The sequence below is a fragment of the Vibrio sp. NH-UV-68 genome, from assembly GCF_042940635.1.
Taxonomy (GTDB): Bacteria; Pseudomonadota; Gammaproteobacteria; order Enterobacterales; family Vibrionaceae; genus Vibrio; species Vibrio pacinii.
Map to the genome: position 1 here is coordinate 474,014 of NZ_CP134975.1, position 19,658 is coordinate 493,671.

The window sequence follows — 19,658 nt, forward strand, 5'->3', positions numbered from 1 at the left end:
TTTGACAAGTAAGTTGCAAGCAAAGCGTGCAGAGAGGCGCAATTTTCAACTTGATGGGCGGGGTAACGCCTAATCTTAGGTCAAGAGTAGGCGTGAATAGTTACTTCTTCGCGTGGTAAATTACGAATTTAGTGGTCTTATTTAGCGTCTCACAATTACTGTACGCTTGCTCAATGATCGGTGAGTATTTCAGAAAGCTATTGGCAACAATAAACAACTCACCACGTGCTGATTGATGCTTTGGTCCTTGGGCTAATAGCGTCTCGGTGGCGCTATAGCTTGTCTCTAGGCCTGAATGAAAAGGTGGATTACTGATGATATAGTCATACTGATCACCGCTATCGGAGTAGACATCAGAAGCAAACACCTTGCCGCTGAGACCATTGGCCGCCAATGTGGCACGACTAGACGCGACCGCAAGGGCGCTAATGTCACACATTTCCAGTTTGATGTCAGGGTTGAGTGAGGCCATCACAGAGCCAATCACGCCAGCACCGCAGCCGAAATCAAGTACAGTCCCTGATAGTGGTGGTAGGGTGTCGAGCAATAATTGGCTGCCAATATCGAATTCGCCATGGCTAAACACGCCAGGCAGACTCTTAATGGTTAATTCGCATTCTCGATAGTGGACGGTATAGCTTTTGTACCACTGATCAATATTAAAGCTGTCAGGTGCGTGTTGGCAGACGCCCCAATAGAAAGAACAGCGCCGCGCAGAATCATATTTCTTGATTGATCCGTAAGGTGCAAACATCTTCTCTGCGCTTTTTATCCCTGAGCGGTTTTCACCGACGATGACAATTTCTGTTTCACTGCCGAGTTTTGCCATCAGCATCGCCAGAAGGTATTCCGCCTCGGCTTTGGCTTTAGGCCAATAGAGCAGCACCATATCAGCCTGAGTTGGACGATCAAATTCAGCGCCAAAAACACTGTTAACTTGAGAGTAGGCTTGCAGCTGGCGGTGATAGCCATAATGGGTAGTGAAAACAGTCACAGAAAGACAGTGTTGAGATAACTCAACGGGGAATAAGTCTTCAGCTTCACCAGCAACCAGAACATGTTTGCCAGCAAAATAGTCAAGTTGTCTTTGAGCGATTTGGCTAGGCGCAATATAGGCGGACATAACGGTCTCAGTATAAAAAACGAAGGGAGGATTTTCGCATAATCCTCCCTGATCATAAACCAATCTTAGTCGTTAACTGCGATCTTGTTGATCCAAGAAACTTTGGAATTCTTCTTCATAAATATTAAACAGTACAATAGTGACGGCAAAAATAAGCGGGCCATAGATTAAACCGATTAAGCCGAACACGTGCAGACCGCCCAAAAGAGAGAAGAAGATCATCAAGGTGTTCATTCCGCCACTACCTTGCATTAACAGAGGTCGGAGCAAGTTGTCGATGGAACCGACAATCACAATACTCCAGATGGTCAGGAAAATAGCCCAAGTGGTGTCGCCAATTAAGAACAGATAAATCGCGGCAGGAATCCAGATAAGCGCCGTTCCGATCACTGGGATAAACGAGGCAAACCCCATCATGGTCCCCCAAAACAGGCCAGGGAATCCTGCAATCCACATCCCAATCCCACCAGCTAAGCCTTGTGCAATGGCGGTTAAAAACGATCCCATCACTGCCGATTTCGACACTTGTTCTATTTCATCGAGCAGCTTGTCTTCTTGGCTGCGTGAGAGTGGCAAGATATGGCGTAACGCACTGATTATTTTGTCGTGATCGCGTAGCAAAAAGAACAACACAAACAACATCAAGAAAAAATTGACTAGGAAATTGGTTGCATCACCTAAGATCTTGGCGCTGATACCGACTAGGTTACTGCCAAACGAGGTCGCAAACTGGCCGATTTTTTGTGCAATCTCTTGCGGTTCGATGCTATCAAACGGCAAATAAGTGTTCGCAATCGAAAGTACTTTGACGACCCAAGGGTGAGCAAAAATCGTCTGGATGCCCCCATGGGTGACCCATTGATAGAGATTTTGTGAAAAGGTCGACCCTTGTTGAACAATGGCTGCAAAAACAAACAGTAACGGCACGACAATGATAAATGTCAGCACTACACAAGAGAGCAGCGAGGCAATATTGGCATGGTTTGGCAGCGTTTTTTCAAACCATTGATGTATAGGAAACATCAGTAGTGAAATAATAAACGCCATCACAATCGAGTTAATATAAGGCTCGACCAATAGAAAACAGGCAAAGGCTGCGACCAATAAGGCGACAACCAACACCCAGTGGCTGGAAGTAATTTTGATTTTATTTGACACAACCATTGTCCAAATGTTTGACATGTCCTTGTATAATGGCGTCAAACCAGTGAGACATCAACGTAAAATCAAAAAGTTAACCATAGGAGAGAAATCGATGGGCTGCTGTAACAAAGAGAAAAGCTGCCAGACACCTAAAGCGTCGATGCGCCGTATTCCGTGGTTTGGGTTGTTACTCGGCTTATTGGCCGTATTGGTGATCGTTAACTGGCGATAGCCGCGACCAAAAAAGGCTGCTCAGTGCGCAGCCTTTGATTGTCTGTATTGGCTTAAGGTTTTACGCCTCGTCAGCGAGGATGGCAAAACAGCGAGCGGCGGCTTCTAACGTCGCTTCGATCTCTTTGCTACCGTGAGCCAGTGAAGTAAAGCTCGCTTCAAACGCAGAAGGGGCGAGATAGACACCGTGCTTTAGCATCAAGTGGAAGAAGCGCTTAAAGCGTTCGATATCGCATTTAGCGACCTCTTCGTAACGCGTTACACTCTCTTGATCAGTAAAGAAGAAGCCGAACATCCCACCCACTTGGTTGACCACCAATGGAATTCCGTGCTCATCCGCGAGTGACTTAAAGCCTTCGGCGAGCTGTTTGGTTTTAGAGGCCAAACGTTTTTCGTTGCCTTCTTCTTTTAGCAGGTTCAAACACGCGTAACCTGCCGCCATTGCGACTGGGTTACCAGAGAGAGTACCTGCTTGGTAAACCGGACCCGTTGGTGCGATGTATTGCATCACATCTTTGCGACCGCCAAACGCGCCAACAGGCATGCCGCCGCCAATCACTTTACCAAGTGTGGTCAAATCTGGTTTGATGTTGTAATAACTTTGTGCACCGCCAAGAGCGACGCGGAAACCGGTCATTACTTCATCAAAAATCAGTAGTGCGCCTTCTTCATCACAGATTTGACGCAGCCCCTGATGGAAGCCTTCAACTGGCGGAATACAGTTCATGTTGCCCGCGACTGGCTCAACGATAATACACGCGATCTCGCCTTTGTTCGCCGCGAACAATTGACGCACTGAGTCTAAATCGTTAAAGGTAGCGGTTAATGTGTACTTGGCGAAATCCGCGGGTACACCCGGAGAGCTCGGTTGACCAAGCGTAAGGGCGCCTGAGCCAGCTTTTACTAACAAGCTATCGGCATGGCCGTGGTAGCAGCCTTCAAATTTGATGATTTTGTCGCGACCGGTGTAGCCACGTGCCAAGCGAATTGCACTCATGGTCGCTTCGGTACCTGAGCTGACCATGCGGATTTGCTCCATTGATGGCACCAGTTCAGAAACCAGTTCAGCCATCGCAATTTCCATCTCCGTTGGCGCACCAAAACTGAGACCACGTTGCGCAGCATCAATGACGGCTTCGCGAATGACAGCATGGTTGTGACCCAAAATCATTGGACCCCATGAGCCTACATAGTCGATATACGCCTTGCCATCAGCATCAAAAATCAATGGACCGTCGGCGCGTTCAATAAAGATCGGGGCGCCGCCTACGCCGTTGAAAGCACGTACTGGAGAGTTCACTCCCCCAGGAATTTTATGTTGTGCTTTTTCAAATAAGTCTGCTGATTTGGTCATAGGATATCCTCTTTATGATTGCTCGGACCAATTTGGGAAGGCATTGTACCTGTCGAACTCGATCGAATAAAACGCTTTGCGCCACATTATCAGCACTTTGGTAGCGAATAACGTTAGTTTTGCTGAAAAGTTGCTTACAAAGGTGGTGAATACTTGAACGCTTCACTCAGGTATTAGATAATCACGGTTAGTATTCTAAATATAAGGCTTCAAATGGAGTGATTCATTTGAAGACCGACGACTGAGAGAGGTCATCGTGAGCGAAGTAAATATTCCATTAACATTCTCTGATGCAGCCGCTAAACGAGTGGGAACTCTGATTGAAGAGGAAGAAAACCCGAACTTGAAGCTGCGCGTTTATATCACGGGTGGGGGCTGTAGCGGTTTTCAGTACGGTTTCACGTTTGACGAGAACGTCAATGAAGGCGACACCACGATTGTCAACAGCGGTGTCACGTTAGTCGTTGACCCAATGAGTTTGCAATACCTTGTCGGTGGTCAGGTCGATTATACCGAAGGTCTTGAAGGCTCGCGCTTTTTCATTGATAACCCCAATGCCACGACGACTTGTGGTTGTGGTGCTTCATTTAGCGTGTAGTTCTAATCACTAGGCTGTAGCCACTGCAGCCTAGTCATTTCATTGTCATATCACGATTTTTCCCTGCTAATTATTTCTGTATTGAGAATCCTGCTAAATAGTTGTCCGTACAGCTATATTTTTATTTGATTAATTTATATCCTAGTTGTTCAAATTTACTGCAATGGTCAGTAAGTGCTAGATCTTCAACTTTTTGCTCGTCATTTGTCGTTCGCAATCAGTATTTGGATAGATAGAGACACACTAAGGATAGTTATGGCTAGATTCTCTCCACTGCGATTTATCGCGGTTAGACCTTATATCGTTTCACTTTTTATCGTTGTGATTCTCACTGTCTGGTTAGGTGTTGGCATGCTCAATGCCGATGATTCTGCGCCGCCAAACAGTGCTGAGCCCATTCCTTTGGCGAAAGTGGCATTCCGCACGTTTGTTGCCGAGTCGACACATCAAACTCTTGAACTTTATGGACGAACTGCACCGAATAAGCAGGCTCGACTCGGCGCTGAAATTGCTGGAACGGTCGTCGCTTTGCAAGTGCAAAAAGGCGATGTCGTGACAAAGGGGCAGGCGATCGCCTTGATAGACAAAGGGGATTTAGAGATTCAATTACAGCGCGCTGAGGCGATGCGCAAAGTCCGCGAGCAAGAGTACAAAGCGGCGCAGTCATTAAAAAGCAAAGGGTTGCAAGGTGAGGTGGCTTTTACCAATGCTGAGGCCAATTTGGTTGAAGCCAAAGCAATGGTGAGTAATGCCAAGCGTGCATTAGCTAATACTCAAGTTTTAGCACCGTTTGCGGGTGTCATTGACCATTTATTTGTTGAAAGAGGCGATTTTGTTGCTATTGGTGACCCGGTTGCTACTTTGCTCGACCTAAGCAAAATTGTCATCGAAGCAGACGTCAGCGAGCGTCATATTCAGAATCTGCGCCTCAATCAACCCGCGCAGGTGCGGTTTATTGGTGACGAACAAACCACGGGAACTGTGCGTTATATATCGCGCGTCTCTTCTACTTCGACCAATACGTTTCCGATTGAAGTTGAACTGCCTAACCCACAGCAGCGTATTCCGGCGGGGATCAGCACCGAAGTGGCACTTAATCTTAAAGAGCAATTGGCTATCAAGATCACTCCGGCGATGCTGGCGTTAAATGAAGCCGGAGACTTAGGAGTAAAAACCTTGGTCGACGAGCGAGTGAAGTTTATTGCCATCAAACTGGTCAAAGCAGAGCAAGATGGAGTGTGGCTCACAGGTCTCGGTAAGCAAGTAGACATTATTACCACAGGACAAGGTTTTGTGCGTGATGGTGACCCTGTGCTCGCCGTACGACAGCAATAAGGAGACGAATATGTTTGCCTTAATTGATGCCGCGCTGTCGCGTACGCGCACCATGATGGTGCTATTGGTGTTTATTCTCATCGCTGGGGTCGGGACGTACATCACCATCCCCAAAGAGTCGAGTCCAGACATTACCATTCCAATCATTTATGTCTCTGTCGGCCACCAAGGCATTTCCCCTACCGATGCCGAGCGATTATTAGTTCGTCCGATTGAACAAGAGCTGCGTTCTATTGAGGGCGTAAAAGAGATGACCTCAACGGCGGCGGAAGGGCATGCGTCAGTGATGCTAGAATTCAGTGTCGGCGTTGACCTTAACAAAGCCATGGCCGATGTGCGTGAAGCGGTCGATTTGGCTAAGCCTAAATTGCCCAGTGACAGTGATGAGCCGACGGTTAACGAAGTCACCCTTGCGTCAGAAGAACCCGCTTTGTCGGTGGTACTTTATGGGACGGTACCTGAGCGAACCATAGTTCAAATTGCCCGTCAGCTTAGCGACAAGCTCGAAGGTTTCCGGCAAGTACTTGAAGTTGATATTGCTGGCGATCGTGAAGATATCATCGAGATCATTGTTGATCCGCTGTTGATGGAAAGCTACGGTCTTGATCAAGGCGATATCTATAACTTGATCGCCTTGAATAACCGAGTGGTTGCTGCCGGTTTTGTTGATACTGGCTATGGGCGTTTTTCGGTCAAAGTTCCTTCCGTGTTTGATTCCTTAAAAGATGTGTTAGAACTGCCAGTTAAAGTGGATGGAAAGCAAGTGATCACTTTTGGCGATGTTGCCACGGTGAAGCGTGCGTTTCGCGATCCTGAAAGTTATGCACGATTAGATGGTAAATCGGCCGTGGTGCTCGACGTGAAAAAGCGTGCAGGCGAGAACAGTATTGAGACGGTCGCCTTGGTCAAAGAGGTCATCGCGCAAGCGCAGCAACGTGATGATTGGCCTAACAATCTATTGGTTAAATACACATGGGATCAATCTAAAGACGTTAAGATGATGCTTAACGATCTGCAAAATAATATCTTGTCAGCGATTATCTTAGTGGTGATCGTGATCATCGCTATTTTGGGAGTGCGAACCGCGTTTTTGGTCGGTGTGTCGATTCCAGGCTCTTTCTTAACGGGTTTGCTGGTGTTATCGGTATTTGGCTTAACGGTCAATATCATCGTGTTATTTGCGTTGATCATGGCGGTGGGTATGCTGGTTGATGGTGCGATTGTTGTGACTGAGTTTGCCGATCGGCGCATGCAAGAGGGTATTTCAAGACAACAAGCGTATCGTGATGCGGCCAAACGTATGGCTTGGCCGATCACGGCGTCAACGGCGACCACATTAGCCGCGTTCGCTCCTTTGCTGTTCTGGCCGGATGTGACGGGCGAGTTCATGAAGTTTCTGCCCTTGACCTTAATCGCAACGTTAAGTGCGTCTTTGATGATGGCGCTCTTATTTGTGCCAGTGCTCGGCAGTGTGATTGGACGACCACAGCATGTGACCCAAGTACAGCGTGAAAAAATGGTCGCACTGCACGATGGCGACTTTTCTAAAGCGACCGGGATTACTAAGCTCTACTTCCAGACTTTAGATATTGCGCTCAAGCACCCGTTTAAGATTTTACTCAGCGCGATTTTACTGGCGATTGGTGTTGGCTTTACTTACGCCAAAGCGGGATTAGGCGCCGAATTCTTCCCGGAAGTCGATCCGCCGTTTTTTACGGTTAAAGTTCGTTCTTACGGTGATCTGTCACTGGATGAAAAAGACACTATTATTCGTGATATTGAAGCGGTCATGCTCGGTCATCAAGAGTTTGAAAGTGTCTACACTCGCACCGGGGGAGATGACGAAATTGGTCAGATTCAAATCACCCCAGTTGATTGGCAATATCGCCGCCCTGTCAAAACCATCATTGAAGAGCTGAAACAGCAGACCGATGGATACGCTGGTGTCGAGATAGAGTACAAGTTCCCAGACGCGGGACCGCCAGTCGAACATGACTTAGTCATTGAAATGTCAGCACGTATTCCTGACCAGCTTGACGAGTCTGCTAAACAGGTGCGCCAATGGGCTGATAGTTATCCAGCATTTACCAACTTGAGCGATACCTCGAGTAAAGAAGGCATTGATTGGCAAATCGATATTCGTCGTGATGACGCGTCGCGTTTTGCGGCCGATGCGACCTTGGTTGGCAATACGGTACAGTTTGTGACTAATGGATTGAAGATCGGTGATTACCTACCCGATGACTCAAACGAAGAGGTCGATATTTTAGTTCGCTATCCGGCTGATAAGCGAGATATTGGCCGATTTGATCAACTGCGTGTCAAAACACCTGCAGGCTTAGTGCCGATCACCAATTTTGCCACGATTGTGCCAGAGCATAAGCAGGACACCATTCGTCGTATTGATGGTCATCGTGTGATCAACATTATGGCAGATATTAAAGAGGGGTATAACTTAGCGCTTGAACTACCCAAGATTGAGCAAGCGGTTGCCGAGCTCGATCTGCCTCCAGGTGTTGAGTTTAAAATTCGTGGCCAAAATGAAGAACAGGAAAACTCGTCGGCATTTTTACAAAATGCCTTCTTAGTTGCGCTGGTGGTCATGGCGCTTATTTTGATCACCCAGTTCAATAGTTTCTATCAAGCCTTCTTGATCTTAAGTGCGGTGCTGTTTTCGACCGTCGGAGTATTTGTTGGCTTGTTGGTGTTCCAAAAACCGTTCGGTATCGTGATGTCAGGCATCGGTGTTATAGCCTTGGCAGGGATTGTGGTTAATAACAATATCGTTCTGATTGATACCTATAATCAACTGCTACGGCGCGGATTAGATAAGCGTGAAGCGATTTTACGCACCGGGGTGCAACGTTTGCGACCGGTATTGTTAACCACAGTCACGACCATTTTAGGTTTGCTGCCGATGGTACTTGAAATGAACGTTGATCTTATCAATCAGAAAATTGAGTTTGGCGCGCCCAGTACCCAGTGGTGGTCACAGTTAGCCACTGCGGTGGCCGGAGGTTTGGCCTTTGCCACCGTTCTGACGCTGGTTCTTACGCCTTGTCTGTTGATGCTTGGCCGAGTGCATAAAGTGGAAGATAAGGCTAACCAAGTGATTGAAGTTGACCAGTGATTGACGCTTGAATCATCGGCCTAACCAAAAGACCCGCTTGAAGCGGGTCTTTTGGGTTTATGGGGTAGCGAGCAGTTGTCCGTATCGCTCAAGTTTATCTAAACGCAACTTTGCATTGGCGATAAAGGTGGTTTTAGCTTTACCAGTTAGCGATTTGGACTGTGGCAGTTTGACCGTGCGCGCGTTTCTATGTACGCCATTGACTAAGAATTCATAGTGAAGGTGAGGGCCTGTCACCCGGCCAGTGCCGCCTAATGTGCCAATGGTTTGGCCTTGTTTGACGCGTTGGCCTGTTTTTACAGTACGCTTGGTTAAGTGCAAGTATTTGGTGATGTAGGTATTGCTGTGTTTAATGAACACATAATTACCATTGAATTGGTTGTAGCTCGATTTTTGCACTATACCGTCACCTGCCGCCCAAATAGGGGTACCCACGGGAGCGGCATAATCGGTACCTCGGTGAGCGCGTACTTTTCCAGTGACTGGATGACGACGGCTTGGATTGAAGTTCGAGCTGACACGACGAAAATCGAGTGGAGAGCGCAGGAACGCTTTCTTCATTGCGCGTCCGTTTTCGTCATAATAGCTGCCAGTTTTGTCATCCAAAATGGCTTTAAAGGTATCACCTTGGTTGGTAAACGTGGCGGCGATAATTTTGCCGCGATCAACCACTTCGCCTTCAACCACTTTCTCTTGGTAGAGAATCTTAAAAGAGTCTCCGCTGCGAATATCGAGCGAAAAATCGATGTCCCAACCAAAAATCCCGGCTAATTCCATAATCTGATTCGGAGTAAGGCCCGCAGAGGCGGCTGCATTCCAGAAATTAGAAGTAATCATCGCCTCGGCATAATTATATTGATAATTGACCTCTTTTTTATCCAGCGACGAAACATAGCCATCTTCTGATTTCGTGATCAGGAAGGTTTCGAACGGGTTGATTTGACGAGCAATTTGAACCAATTGGTTGTCGCTATCCAACCCTAGTTGGAAGGAGTCACCAGGTCTAACTCGGGTCAGTTGGCGTTCTATCTCTTTGCTAGTCGATGTGAGTTGATAGAGCAAGCGAGAAGAGAGTCCGGCCCGCTGAAACAGCAGCGCCATACTATCGCCAGAACCAATAGTGTGCTTTTCCCAGCGCAAGAACACTAACTGAGGAACCGATTGTTGCTGAATCAGGGCATCGATATCAATCGATAAAGGGTACGCCTTGCCAACCTGATAGAAGCTCTCATGTTGGCGAAGCTCTTGAGGAGCGGGTAATAACAGCGCGATCACCATAAAAGCACTGAAAAAAGCAATAAGAGCTCGATGAATCCAAGGCAGGCGAGCAAAAAGAGACAACATCGTATGTCCGTTCTAAAAAAATCGTTAAAAAAGCATAGCTGTTTAGTCTAACTGGTTTCAAAAAGCATCGCTATTCAAGTAAGATGGCAAAATATCAAATTTTTGCCAAATCTGTGGGAGTGAACAAGAATGGCGAGCATTGAAGCTGCACTAGCCGAGATTAAGCGCGGTGTTGAAGAGCTAATTCCAGAAGACGAACTGATTGCTAAATTAAAAGAAGGTCGTCCTTTACGCATTAAACTAGGTGCCGATCCAACCGCTCCTGATATTCATCTGGGCCATACCGTTATTTTGAACAAGCTGCGCGCTTTTCAAGAACTAGGTCATGATGTGACCTTCCTCATCGGTGATTTCACTGGCATGGTTGGTGACCCAACGGGTAAGAACACCACTCGTCCGCCGCTAACTCGTGAAGACGTTTTGCGTAACGCAGAAACGTATAAAGAGCAGGTGTTTAAGATTCTTGATCCCGCAAAGACTAAGATTCAATTTAACTCTGAGTGGCTTTCTGAGCTAGGTGCAGAGGGAATGCTTCGTCTTGCCGCTAACCAAACGGTTGCTCGCATGCTTGAGCGTGACGACTTCAAAAAGCGTTACGCAGGTGGCCAGCCAATTGCTATCCATGAGTTTATGTATCCACTCCTACAAGGCTATGACTCAGTCGCAATGGAAACGGATGTTGAGCTAGGTGGTACTGACCAGAAGTTTAATTTGCTGATGGGACGTGAATTGCAAAAAGCACACGGCCAGAAACCGCAAGTTGTTCTGACGATGCCGCTTCTTGTTGGCCTCGATGGCGAAAAGAAAATGTCGAAGTCTGCTCACAACTACATCGGAATAAGCGAAGCGCCAGGTGAAATGTTCGGTAAGATCATGTCAATCTCTGACGATCTAATGTGGAGCTACTATGAGTTACTTTCTTTCCGCCCGTTGGAAGAAATTGCTCAACTGAAAGCGGATGTTGCCGCTGGTAACAACCCACGTGACGTCAAAGTTGCGCTAGCGAAAGAGATCATCGCTCGTTTCCACTCACAGGCCGACGCTGATGCCGCAGAGCAAGAGTTTGTTAACCGTTTTGCGAAGAATCAAATCCCTGAAGAGATGCCAGAGTTTGATTTTGACTCAGGCTTACCAGTGAGTAACCTGCTAAAAGAAGCGGGTCTTTGTGCATCAACATCTGAAGCGATGCGTATGGTAAAACAAGGCGCAGCGAAGATTGATGGTGAAAAAGTCGGCGATTCTAAATTGGCGCCTGAAGCGGGCACTTATGTGTTCCAAGTGGGTAAGCGAAAATTTGCCCGCATTACTATCAAATAGTAATGTTAAGTAACTGAAATTAATCTGAATTAAAGCGCCTTTTGGGCGCTTTTTTTATTACTACCGTTGGTAAAACATAGCGTAATGAAAAATCAGGTTTTCTGTACGATTTTGACTGTTTTTTCTTAGCACTTTTGCTATTATCGCCGCGCTGCCAGTTAGGCGGTTTATTCGGAGACTTTTATGAACAATATCGACCATCCTCCTAGTATGAAAGGGGAAAAATAAACCACCTCGGTATTGTCGTCTCACGTCTCTACTTCAGTGGTAGAGTCTTCTCTCTTTAATGTGAATCCTCACGTTTTTCTCCTTTAAATTCTAGAATTCAATTCAGCGTCAACCGTGAAACAGTGTGCCCTTTTTTTAATAATGCCTGCTGTTGTTAGCTACTGCTGTCGCTGTATTCGATGGTCGTTACCATTTGCCAATCGGGAGATTCGCCATGACGGTAATGAGCAATACATACATTGAAAACAACCAACACTTCTCTCAGCAAGAGATCGGTGCAGCTCGTAATGCTTTTTTGCAATATGAGCAAAATCAACAAGTACACCTATTAACCGTTATGCCAGTTGAAGAGGCGGTTGCGATACTCAATCATTGTTCGATTGGCTATGTGCAACAACTTATTTCAGCATTGGAGCATGAGGGTTATGACAAGCAGGCGCGCCATTATGCGCACCAGTTAGGCTTTATTCATTCAGAGGTAGAAACATCAAGTAGTTATCTTGAAACGTCGGTACTTGAGCATGTGAAACAGCGTATTGGGTGGATTATCGCGTTGGCCTTATTGGGCATAGTGTCGGGCTTAATCATTGCTCAATATGAAGATATTCTGAGTCAATTGGTCCTGCTGGCGGTTTATATGCCAGTGATTGCGGCGGCCGGGGGAAACACTGGAACTCAGGCGGCCACCTTGGTGATTCGCGCCTTAGCGACCGGTGAACTGCGTAAGCGGCAGTGGTTAGCGGTATTTTGGAAAGAGAGCCGCGTAGCTGTTTGTCTCGCACTTGCGATTGCGCTCGTGATGATTGGGCGAATCTTGCTGTTCAGTGATGCAAACAGTGCTGGTGGCTTTAACTTAGATATCATTGCCTTAGCGATTGCTGTGGCGCTGTTTATCCAAGTGACGATGTCGACGACTTTAGGAGGGCTACTACCGATTTTAGCGCGTGCGTTTAAACTCGACCCGGCGGTATTGGTCAGCCCTGTATTGGCATCAATAGTCGATATCACCGGGATGTGGATCTACTTTAATGTGGTTAACTATTTCTTAGGTATTGCCTGACTAAATTTGATCACATCTTGATAAAACAAGGTTTCAAACTGGGTAATGGGAGCGGTGGTCTTAGGGGCATCGCTGCTTTTTTTGACTGGATGATAATCCGCCACAAACTGGACAAACAAAGTGCTCGGTTGCCCTTGTGGGTTTAAACCAAAACCGGCCATATTATGGCTGCCGTACACAGAGCCGCTTTTAGCGACCAACTGACCTTTAATCGGTGATTTACGCATACTGCGGCGATATTTTAGTGTGCCATTGGTGCCTGAAGTCGGCATCAAGGCGATCAGATCAAGTTCACTGTCGTGTTGCCAGATATAGCGGAGAACGTCGGCCATCTCTTGGCTACTAAAACGGTTATTGCGTGACAGACCACTGCCATCCGCGAGTGGCAGCGAATCGAGGTTGATGCCCGTATGCGAGAAGACAATTTGTTTGATCGCTTTGGTGCCATTAGCAAAGCTACCAGGTTGAATATAAAACGTTGCGCCTAAGGCCTTGGTTAAGTTATCGGCAATGAGATTGTCAGATTGTCTTAACATGGTTTCTAGCAACTTTGGTAGTGGTTCAGATTGATGGTTGGCAAGTGGGCGAGTGGCAAAAGGCGCCGGACCAATCTTTATTTCACCGTGTAAAGTGATGCCGAGCTGAGCAAGAAAAGTGTGCACGATACGCTGGGTGTAAAGCGCGGGGTCTTGAATTGCAAATTTAAGCGGGAGTGGTTTACTTCTGCTTTGCAAACACCCTTGTAATTGATAGTGGTTATCTGGTGATGACAGCAGCTCTAAATCGCACTGGGTGCTCTCTTGCTCTATTTTTGACACCGACTTGGCCGAGGTTGTGACATAAATAGGTTGATGCTCAGGCACGTAGACGCGGGTTTTCCCCTCTTGCTCGGTGTAAATCGATGCCTGGACACAATTACCGTCAAGCGATATCGCTGACGCTGGTGCACTGTAACAGACGCCGAGTATGTCCCAAGGCCAACCAACCGCACGATCATAGCCAGTAAAGGCGCTGTTATCGAGCCATAAATTTCCTTCAATGGCGTCGATACCTTGTTGTTTTAGCTGAGCTAATAAGCGTTGAAGATCATCACTTGATAACGTTGGGTCGCCGGAAAAACGTACTACGATGTCTTGATTTGATTGCTCAAGTCGAGTCTCAAAACGAAACGTGTCGCCTAACTCAAGCTTAGCGGCTAATGCGGTGACTAATTTTAGTGTACTGGCGGGTGGAAAGAGTTGTTGTTGATTGTCGGTTTGTTGATAAACCGTCGACTGCTCTAAGCTTTCTACTCGAGTGGAGACTCGGCTACCTTGCGGTAATAGTTCGACACTGAGGCTCGCCAACGCTTGGGAAGTCAATAGCGTCAAACAAAAAGCGGTTAGCAAAGTATAGCGATAAAACAGCATGGGAAGATTACGGGTCAGTGAAGGTTAACCCTAGTATAGCGATTAAAAAAACCGCCTACTAGAGAGCAGGCGGTTTAGATTGGTGACGTAGAGTCAGCAAATTAGAAGTCGTAACGTAGACCTAGTGCTAGCTCGTCTTCAGCATCGGCTTTAGTAATACCTTTCGCTGCATCTTCATCAAGTAGGTTGAAGTTGTACGAGATGTAAGTACGGAAGTTTGGCTTGAAGTAGTAAGTTGCATCGAATGCTAGGTTGTCAGCATCATCAGACTTAATACCAGCTTCTTTAGACTCAAGGTAGTTGTAAGTCATAGTGAAAGCAGTTTTGTCTAGTTTGTAAGCCGCAGCAAATTCGTAACCAGTTAGATCTGTTTTATCACCAGTTGTTTTTACTTTGTCTTGACCGTCAACAAATGTACCAGCAAAGTAGAAATCACTTACTGCGTATGACACTGCAAGCATGTACTGGTTGCGTTCATTCAATACGTCTTCGATAAATTGGTTACCATCAGCGTAACCTGCACCTAGCTTAACGCCAGAGTCACCGATTGCGTAGATAGCAGATAGAGAGTAGCCGTCCGCATCGTTATTATCGTAGCCGTTAACTTCTTTGTTTTCAGCGTCAGCGAAACGGTAGCTTGCTTTAAGACCTAGGTCAGCAAATTGGCCTTTGTAAGACACCATGTTATCAGTACGGTCTGCTACAGCAATTTTGTATGCTGCTGAGTTGCCGTGGTAAGACATGATATCGGTAAAGTCAGTGATAACACCTAGTGCACCGTCGTTTTTACCGTAAGTTACTTCACCGAAGTTACCGCCGATACCTGCGTAAGCGTAACGGTTAGTTAGGTCACTACCAGATTCGTCTGTGCCTTTACCGTTTTCAGCTGTGTTGAACTCACCTTCGTAGAAACCAACACCGTACAGGCTATCAGTGATTTGAGTCTTACCTAGGAAGTTTAGACGCACACGAGTTTTGTCTTCAGCGTTGCCATCTTTAAGAGATAGACGTGCTTCAGCACGACCACCGATCTCTAGAGAGTTACCGTTTGAGCTGTATACAGAAGTACCTTCGATACCGCCTGCTTGAATACCTTCTGCCGCGTTAGCGCCAGTTGCCACTGCTGCAGCTGCAACTGCTAGAGCAATCAGAGTTTTGTTCATCTTATTAGTCCTAAATTTACTGTCCATAAATAGTTGTTATGCGAGTGACACCCCACAAAGAGGTATCCTCTAACGATTACTCAAGTGAATCAATGCTCATATGTAAGATCGTAATCATATACATGAGCAGCCAAGAATCATCTTTCGAGCAATTGGTGACCAATGTTGTACCGCTAAAGTTCCAGCCAATGGTAGTAAAACGATATAAATCAGATTATTGAACACTGTTTTGTTTTTCAAAAAAAACATCAAGCTTATGATTTTAAGTGGTTTTTATTATTTAGTGAGTGGTGTGTAAATAACGCATGTTTTAGTTTTTTTTTGATGAAGGGATGGGGGTTCTATCAGTGCGGTGAATGTGAATTAGCATGTGCTAATTTAATAAAAGTATTGACTTAACAATTATAAAGCAGAAAACGGGTTGTCATGGATTTAAGGTGATTTCAGTGCTAACTTTGTTTACACTAGAGAAAATTGGTTAGCTTATAACACTACCTAATCCCTGCGGTTGGGTGGTTTTGTTTTGTCCAAAGAAAGCTTTGGAATGAGGTATAAAATGGAAAAAGTCCCTATGACATTGCGTGGCGAACAAAAGCTACGTACCGAACTTGAACGACTATTAAAGCTTCGTCCGCAGATCTCTGAAGCAATCGCTGAAGCCCGTGAGCTCGGTGATTTAAAAGAGAATGCCGAGTATCATGCTGCTCGCGAAGAGCAAGGTATCTGTGAAGCGCAAATTCGTGATATCGAATACAAGCTCTCTGTTGCTCAGGTTATCGATGTTACTAAAATGGATAACACGGGCAAGATCATTTTTGGTTCGACAGTGACCTTGATTGATTGCGATACCGAAGAAGAAAAGACTTACCAAATTGTTGGTGAAGACGAAGCAGATATTAAAGCTGGCCGTATCTCGGTAAGCTCACCGATTGCTCGTGGCCTGATTGGTAAAATGGAAGGTGATGAAGTCGTAATTTCGACGCCAGGTGGCGACCGCGACTTCGAAATCGACCGTGTCGAATATATCTAAGTACTCCCGAGTGCACAGATATTAAAAAAGGTCGCCTTGGCGACCTTTTTTATTGCTCATTGCAGTACAATTACTTGCGTGGCAACTCGATTTTACGCTGGTCTGCTGATTGACGGAACAGTACCAAAGTTTTACCGATTACTTGGACCTTCTCTGCGCGAGTTTCGCGCACGATAGCTTCGATAATCAGGTTTTTGGTGTCGCGATCTTCAGAGGCAACTTTTATTTTGATCAGTTCATGATGATCAAGAGCAATTTCGATTTCCGCTAGAACAGCTTCAGTAAGTCCATTTGCGCCCATAAGCACAACAGGTTTTAGACTGTGCGCTAGGCCTTTTAGATGCTGCTTTTGTTTCGTGCTTAGGTTCATTACGCGGCCAATTTTCTATACTATTAGGGTTGAAAAATACCATTTTAGCGCCATCTAACCCTGAAGACTATAATTTATTGGGTTAGTTGCTCCCTCTCTCTATTAGGAAACGAATGAGTAAACAAAAACACTCAGCCAGCTCAGGCCGTTGGCTGAAAGAACATTTTGATGATAAGTATGCTAATGAAGCTCGTAAAAAAGGCTATCGTTCGCGTGCTTATTTCAAAATCGAAGAGATCCAAAACAAAGATAAACTACTAAAACCTGGTATGACAGTGGTCGATTTAGGTGCTGCGCCAGGTGGTTGGTCTCAATATGCTGCTAAGATAGTAGGGGAACAAGGCCAGATCATCGCCTGTGATTTACTGCCGATGGACCCAATCGCGGGCGTCAGTTTCCTACAAGGTGACTTTCGTGACGAGGCGGTTTTAGAAGCACTGCTTGAACGCATTCAGCCGTCAATGGTTGATGTGGTGATGTCTGACATGGCGCCCAATATTGCGGGTAACAACTCGGTCGATCAACCTCGAGCAATGTATTTGGTTGAATTGGCTTTAGATATGTGTCGACAAGTTCTAGCGCCTAATGGTAGCTTTGTGGTCAAGGTTTTCCAAGGCGAAGGGTTTGATCAATTCGTCAAAGAAGTCCGAAACGAATTTAAAGTCGTAAAAACGAGAAAACCAGACTCCTCGCGAGCTCGCTCAAGAGAGGTCTTTGTTGTAGCCACCGGTTACAAAGGTTAACTATTTAAGCCTTGATAGGTCAGTTAACACTATAGCTACAGGTTATGAACTGTAGTACCCTACCTTTAATTACAATTAGTTATCGAGAGGCTGACACCTTGAGTGACATGGCAAAAAATTTAATTCTGTGGCTTGTTATCGCCGTCGTGTTGATGTCGGTTTTCCAGAGCTTTGGCCCTGGAGAGAGCAATGGCAGAGCGGTGGACTACACCACGTTTGTACAGGAAGTTGGCCAAGGCCAGATTCAGGAAGCAACTTTTAAAGATGGTGAAATTTCCTTCACTCGTCGTGGCGGTGGCGGACGTTTTGTCACTTACATGCCAGTCTATGACCAGAAGCTGCTTGATGACCTCATTAATCAAAATGTGAAAGTACAAGGGACTCCGCCTGAAGAGCAGAGTCTGTTGGGAACTATTTTCATCTCTTGGTTCCCTATGATCTTACTGATTGGCGTATGGATTTTCTTTATGCGTCAAATGCAAGGCGGCGGTGGCAAAGGCGCCATGTCGTTTGGTAAGAGCAAAGCTCGTATGATGAGCGAAGAGCAAATAAAGACGACTTTTGCCGATGTTGCTGGCTGTGACGAAGCGAAAGAAGACGTTAAAGAGTTGGTTGATTACCTACGTGATCCGAGCCGATACCAAAAACTGGGCGGTAAAATTCCGACTGGTGTTTTGATGGTTGGTCCTCCGGGTACGGGTAAAACCTTGCTTGCAAAAGCCATTGCTGGTGAAGCCAAGGTGCCATTCTTTACTATTTCTGGTTCTGACTTCGTTGAAATGTTTGTCGGTGTTGGTGCATCTCGTGTGCGTGACATGTTCGAACAAGCGAAGAAAGCGGCACCTTGTATTATCTTTATCGATGAGATTGATGCCGTCGGTCGTCAGCGTGGTGCCGGTGTTGGTGGTGGTCACGATGAACGTGAACAAACACTAAACCAAATGCTGGTTGAGATGGATGGCTTCGAAGGTAATGAAGGCATTATCGTTATCGCGGCAACTAACCGCCCTGACGTTCTAGACCCGGCGTTATTACGTCCTGGTCGTTTCGACCGTCAAGTTGTGGTTGGATTACCCGATGTTCGTGGTCGTGAGCAGATTTTAAAAGTCCACATGCGCAAAGTGCCTTTGGCTGGTGATGTAGAACCATCATTGATTGCACGTGGTACACCGGGCTTTTCTGGTGCAGATCTTGCGAACTTGGTTAACGAAGCGGCGTTATTTGCTGCTCGCGGTAACAAGCGCAACGTCTCTATGGTCGAGTTTGAACTGGCGAAAGACAAAATCATGATGGGTGCAGAGCGCCGTTCAATGGTGATGTCTGAAGAGACCAAAGCGTCAACGGCTTATCATGAAGCGGGCCACGCAATTGTTGGTCGTTTGGTTCCAGAGCACGATCCTGTGTATAAAGTCTCGATCATCCCACGCGGTCGTGCGTTAGGTGTGACGATGTACTTACCAGAGCAAGACCGTGTCAGTATGTCACGTCAGCATCTTGAGTCGATGATCTCTAGTTTATACGGTGGTCGTCTTGCTGAAGAGTTGATTTACGGTGCCGACAAAGTGTCTACAGGTGCTTCTAACGATATTGAGCGTGCAACTGATATTGCACGTAAGATGGTGACGCAATGGGGCTTCTCTGAAAAGCTCGGTCCACTGCTATACGCTGAAGATGAAGGTGAAGTTTTCCTTGGTCGTAGCGTAACGCAAACTAAGCATATGTCAGACGACACGGCTAAACTCATTGATGATGAAGTTCGCAGTATCATCGATCGCAACTATGCGCGTGCAAAGAAAATCCTTGAAGAAAATATGGATATTATGCACTCGATGAAAGATGCGTTGATGAAATATGAAACCATTGATGCCGGTCAGATAGACGACCTGATGGAACGTAAAGAAGAGATTCGTCAGCCTGCTGGTTGGGGTGATAACCCGAGCAATAAGCCAGAGGCAAAAAGCGATGATACATCAGTGCAAGCGAGTCAAGAGCAAGAGCCAGAAGCTTCTCAAGACGACGCCACTGTTGAGCCTTCAGAGAAAAAAGACTCTGAATAATTAAGTCTTATGATTAAACCCCG

Annotated in this window: 16 protein-coding genes; 9 read left to right on the plus strand and 7 right to left on the minus strand. The window is 46.2% G+C overall.

Annotation, left to right across the window (positions count from 1 at the left end; all coding sequences use genetic code 11):
- Positions 1 to 100 precede the first annotated feature (100 nt).
- Together rsmC and ViNHUV68_RS02300 are read right to left on the minus strand one after the other, a co-directional pair.
- Positions 101 to 1,123, minus strand: coding sequence for a 16S rRNA (guanine(1207)-N(2))-methyltransferase RsmC (gene rsmC, locus ViNHUV68_RS02295; protein WP_038173882.1), 1,023 nt, complete (start codon positions 1,121 to 1,123; stop codon positions 101 to 103).
- A 72-nt stretch (positions 1,124 to 1,195) separates the two neighbouring features.
- Positions 1,196 to 2,281, minus strand: coding sequence for an AI-2E family transporter (locus tag ViNHUV68_RS02300; RefSeq protein ID WP_038173984.1), 1,086 nt, complete (start codon positions 2,279 to 2,281; stop codon positions 1,196 to 1,198).
- Between the two features lie 49 nt (positions 2,282 to 2,330).
- On the opposite strand from ViNHUV68_RS02300, the gene ViNHUV68_RS02305 reads away from it, so the two are divergent.
- On the plus strand, positions 2,331 to 2,498 hold the full coding sequence (locus tag ViNHUV68_RS02305) for a hypothetical protein (RefSeq protein ID WP_157631140.1): 168 nt from the start codon (positions 2,331 to 2,333) through the stop codon (positions 2,496 to 2,498).
- Positions 2,499 to 2,558: 60 nt separating this feature from the next.
- On the opposite strand, the gene hemL is transcribed toward ViNHUV68_RS02305, so the two are convergent.
- Positions 2,559 to 3,851: a glutamate-1-semialdehyde 2,1-aminomutase gene (hemL, locus tag ViNHUV68_RS02310; RefSeq protein ID WP_038173883.1), complete on the minus strand. Its 1,293-nt coding sequence runs from the start codon at positions 3,849 to 3,851 to the stop codon at positions 2,559 to 2,561.
- A 256-nt stretch (positions 3,852 to 4,107) separates the two neighbouring features.
- Here hemL and erpA point away from each other — a divergent pair, with 256 nt between their 5' ends.
- The 3 genes from erpA (at position 4,108) to ViNHUV68_RS02325 (ending at position 8,914) form a co-directional block, all read left to right on the plus strand.
- On the plus strand, positions 4,108 to 4,449 hold the full coding sequence (gene erpA / locus ViNHUV68_RS02315) for an iron-sulfur cluster insertion protein ErpA (RefSeq protein WP_038173884.1): 342 nt from the start codon (positions 4,108 to 4,110) through the stop codon (positions 4,447 to 4,449).
- 255 nt (positions 4,450 to 4,704) lie between these two features.
- Positions 4,705 to 5,784, plus strand: coding sequence for an efflux RND transporter periplasmic adaptor subunit (locus ViNHUV68_RS02320; RefSeq protein WP_391089116.1), 1,080 nt, complete (start codon positions 4,705 to 4,707; stop codon positions 5,782 to 5,784).
- 10 nt (positions 5,785 to 5,794) lie between these two features.
- Positions 5,795 to 8,914 (plus strand): efflux RND transporter permease subunit, encoded by a 3,120-nt coding sequence (locus tag ViNHUV68_RS02325; RefSeq protein ID WP_391089118.1) that lies wholly within the window; start codon positions 5,795 to 5,797, stop codon positions 8,912 to 8,914.
- A 57-nt stretch (positions 8,915 to 8,971) separates the two neighbouring features.
- Here the strand turns inward: ViNHUV68_RS02325 and ViNHUV68_RS02330 are convergent, their stop codons facing one another.
- On the minus strand, positions 8,972 to 10,258 hold the full coding sequence (locus ViNHUV68_RS02330; protein WP_391089120.1) for a peptidoglycan DD-metalloendopeptidase family protein: 1,287 nt from the start codon (positions 10,256 to 10,258) through the stop codon (positions 8,972 to 8,974).
- 129 nt (positions 10,259 to 10,387) lie between these two features.
- Here ViNHUV68_RS02330 and tyrS point away from each other — a divergent pair, with 129 nt between their 5' ends.
- Positions 10,388 to 11,575 (plus strand): tyrosine--tRNA ligase, encoded by a 1,188-nt coding sequence (gene tyrS / locus ViNHUV68_RS02335; RefSeq protein ID WP_391089122.1) that lies wholly within the window; start codon positions 10,388 to 10,390, stop codon positions 11,573 to 11,575.
- Between the two features lie 442 nt (positions 11,576 to 12,017).
- The gene (locus ViNHUV68_RS02340) at positions 12,018 to 12,863 is read left to right on the plus strand and encodes a magnesium transporter (protein ID WP_391089124.1); all 846 of its coding nucleotides are present in this window, start codon (positions 12,018 to 12,020) and stop codon (positions 12,861 to 12,863) included.
- Here ViNHUV68_RS02340 and dacB read toward each other — a convergent pair.
- Positions 12,842 to 14,272: a serine-type D-Ala-D-Ala carboxypeptidase gene (gene dacB, locus ViNHUV68_RS02345; RefSeq protein ID WP_391089126.1), complete on the minus strand. Its 1,431-nt coding sequence runs from the start codon at positions 14,270 to 14,272 to the stop codon at positions 12,842 to 12,844. The two genes, ViNHUV68_RS02340 and dacB, sit on opposite strands and share 22 nt — an antisense overlap.
- A 101-nt stretch (positions 14,273 to 14,373) precedes the next feature.
- Positions 14,374 to 15,435 (minus strand): porin, encoded by a 1,062-nt coding sequence (locus ViNHUV68_RS02350; protein ID WP_391089128.1) that lies wholly within the window; start codon positions 15,433 to 15,435, stop codon positions 14,374 to 14,376.
- A 556-nt stretch (positions 15,436 to 15,991) separates the two neighbouring features.
- Here ViNHUV68_RS02350 and greA point away from each other — a divergent pair.
- Positions 15,992 to 16,465, plus strand: coding sequence for a transcription elongation factor GreA (greA, locus tag ViNHUV68_RS02355; protein ID WP_038173893.1), 474 nt, complete (start codon positions 15,992 to 15,994; stop codon positions 16,463 to 16,465).
- 70 nt (positions 16,466 to 16,535) lie between these two features.
- Here the strand turns inward: greA and yhbY are convergent, their stop codons facing one another.
- On the minus strand, positions 16,536 to 16,835 hold the full coding sequence (yhbY, locus tag ViNHUV68_RS02360; RefSeq protein ID WP_038173894.1) for a ribosome assembly RNA-binding protein YhbY: 300 nt from the start codon (positions 16,833 to 16,835) through the stop codon (positions 16,536 to 16,538).
- Between the two features lie 113 nt (positions 16,836 to 16,948).
- Here yhbY and rlmE point away from each other — a divergent pair, with 113 nt between their 5' ends.
- Both rlmE and ftsH read left to right on the plus strand, forming a co-directional pair.
- Positions 16,949 to 17,578, plus strand: coding sequence for a 23S rRNA (uridine(2552)-2'-O)-methyltransferase RlmE (gene rlmE, locus ViNHUV68_RS02365; protein WP_038173895.1), 630 nt, complete (start codon positions 16,949 to 16,951; stop codon positions 17,576 to 17,578).
- A gap of 107 nt (positions 17,579 to 17,685) precedes the next feature.
- The gene (ftsH, locus tag ViNHUV68_RS02370) at positions 17,686 to 19,635 is read left to right on the plus strand and encodes an ATP-dependent zinc metalloprotease FtsH (protein WP_038173896.1); all 1,950 of its coding nucleotides are present in this window, start codon (positions 17,686 to 17,688) and stop codon (positions 19,633 to 19,635) included.
- Positions 19,636 to 19,658: the final 23 nt, after the last annotated feature.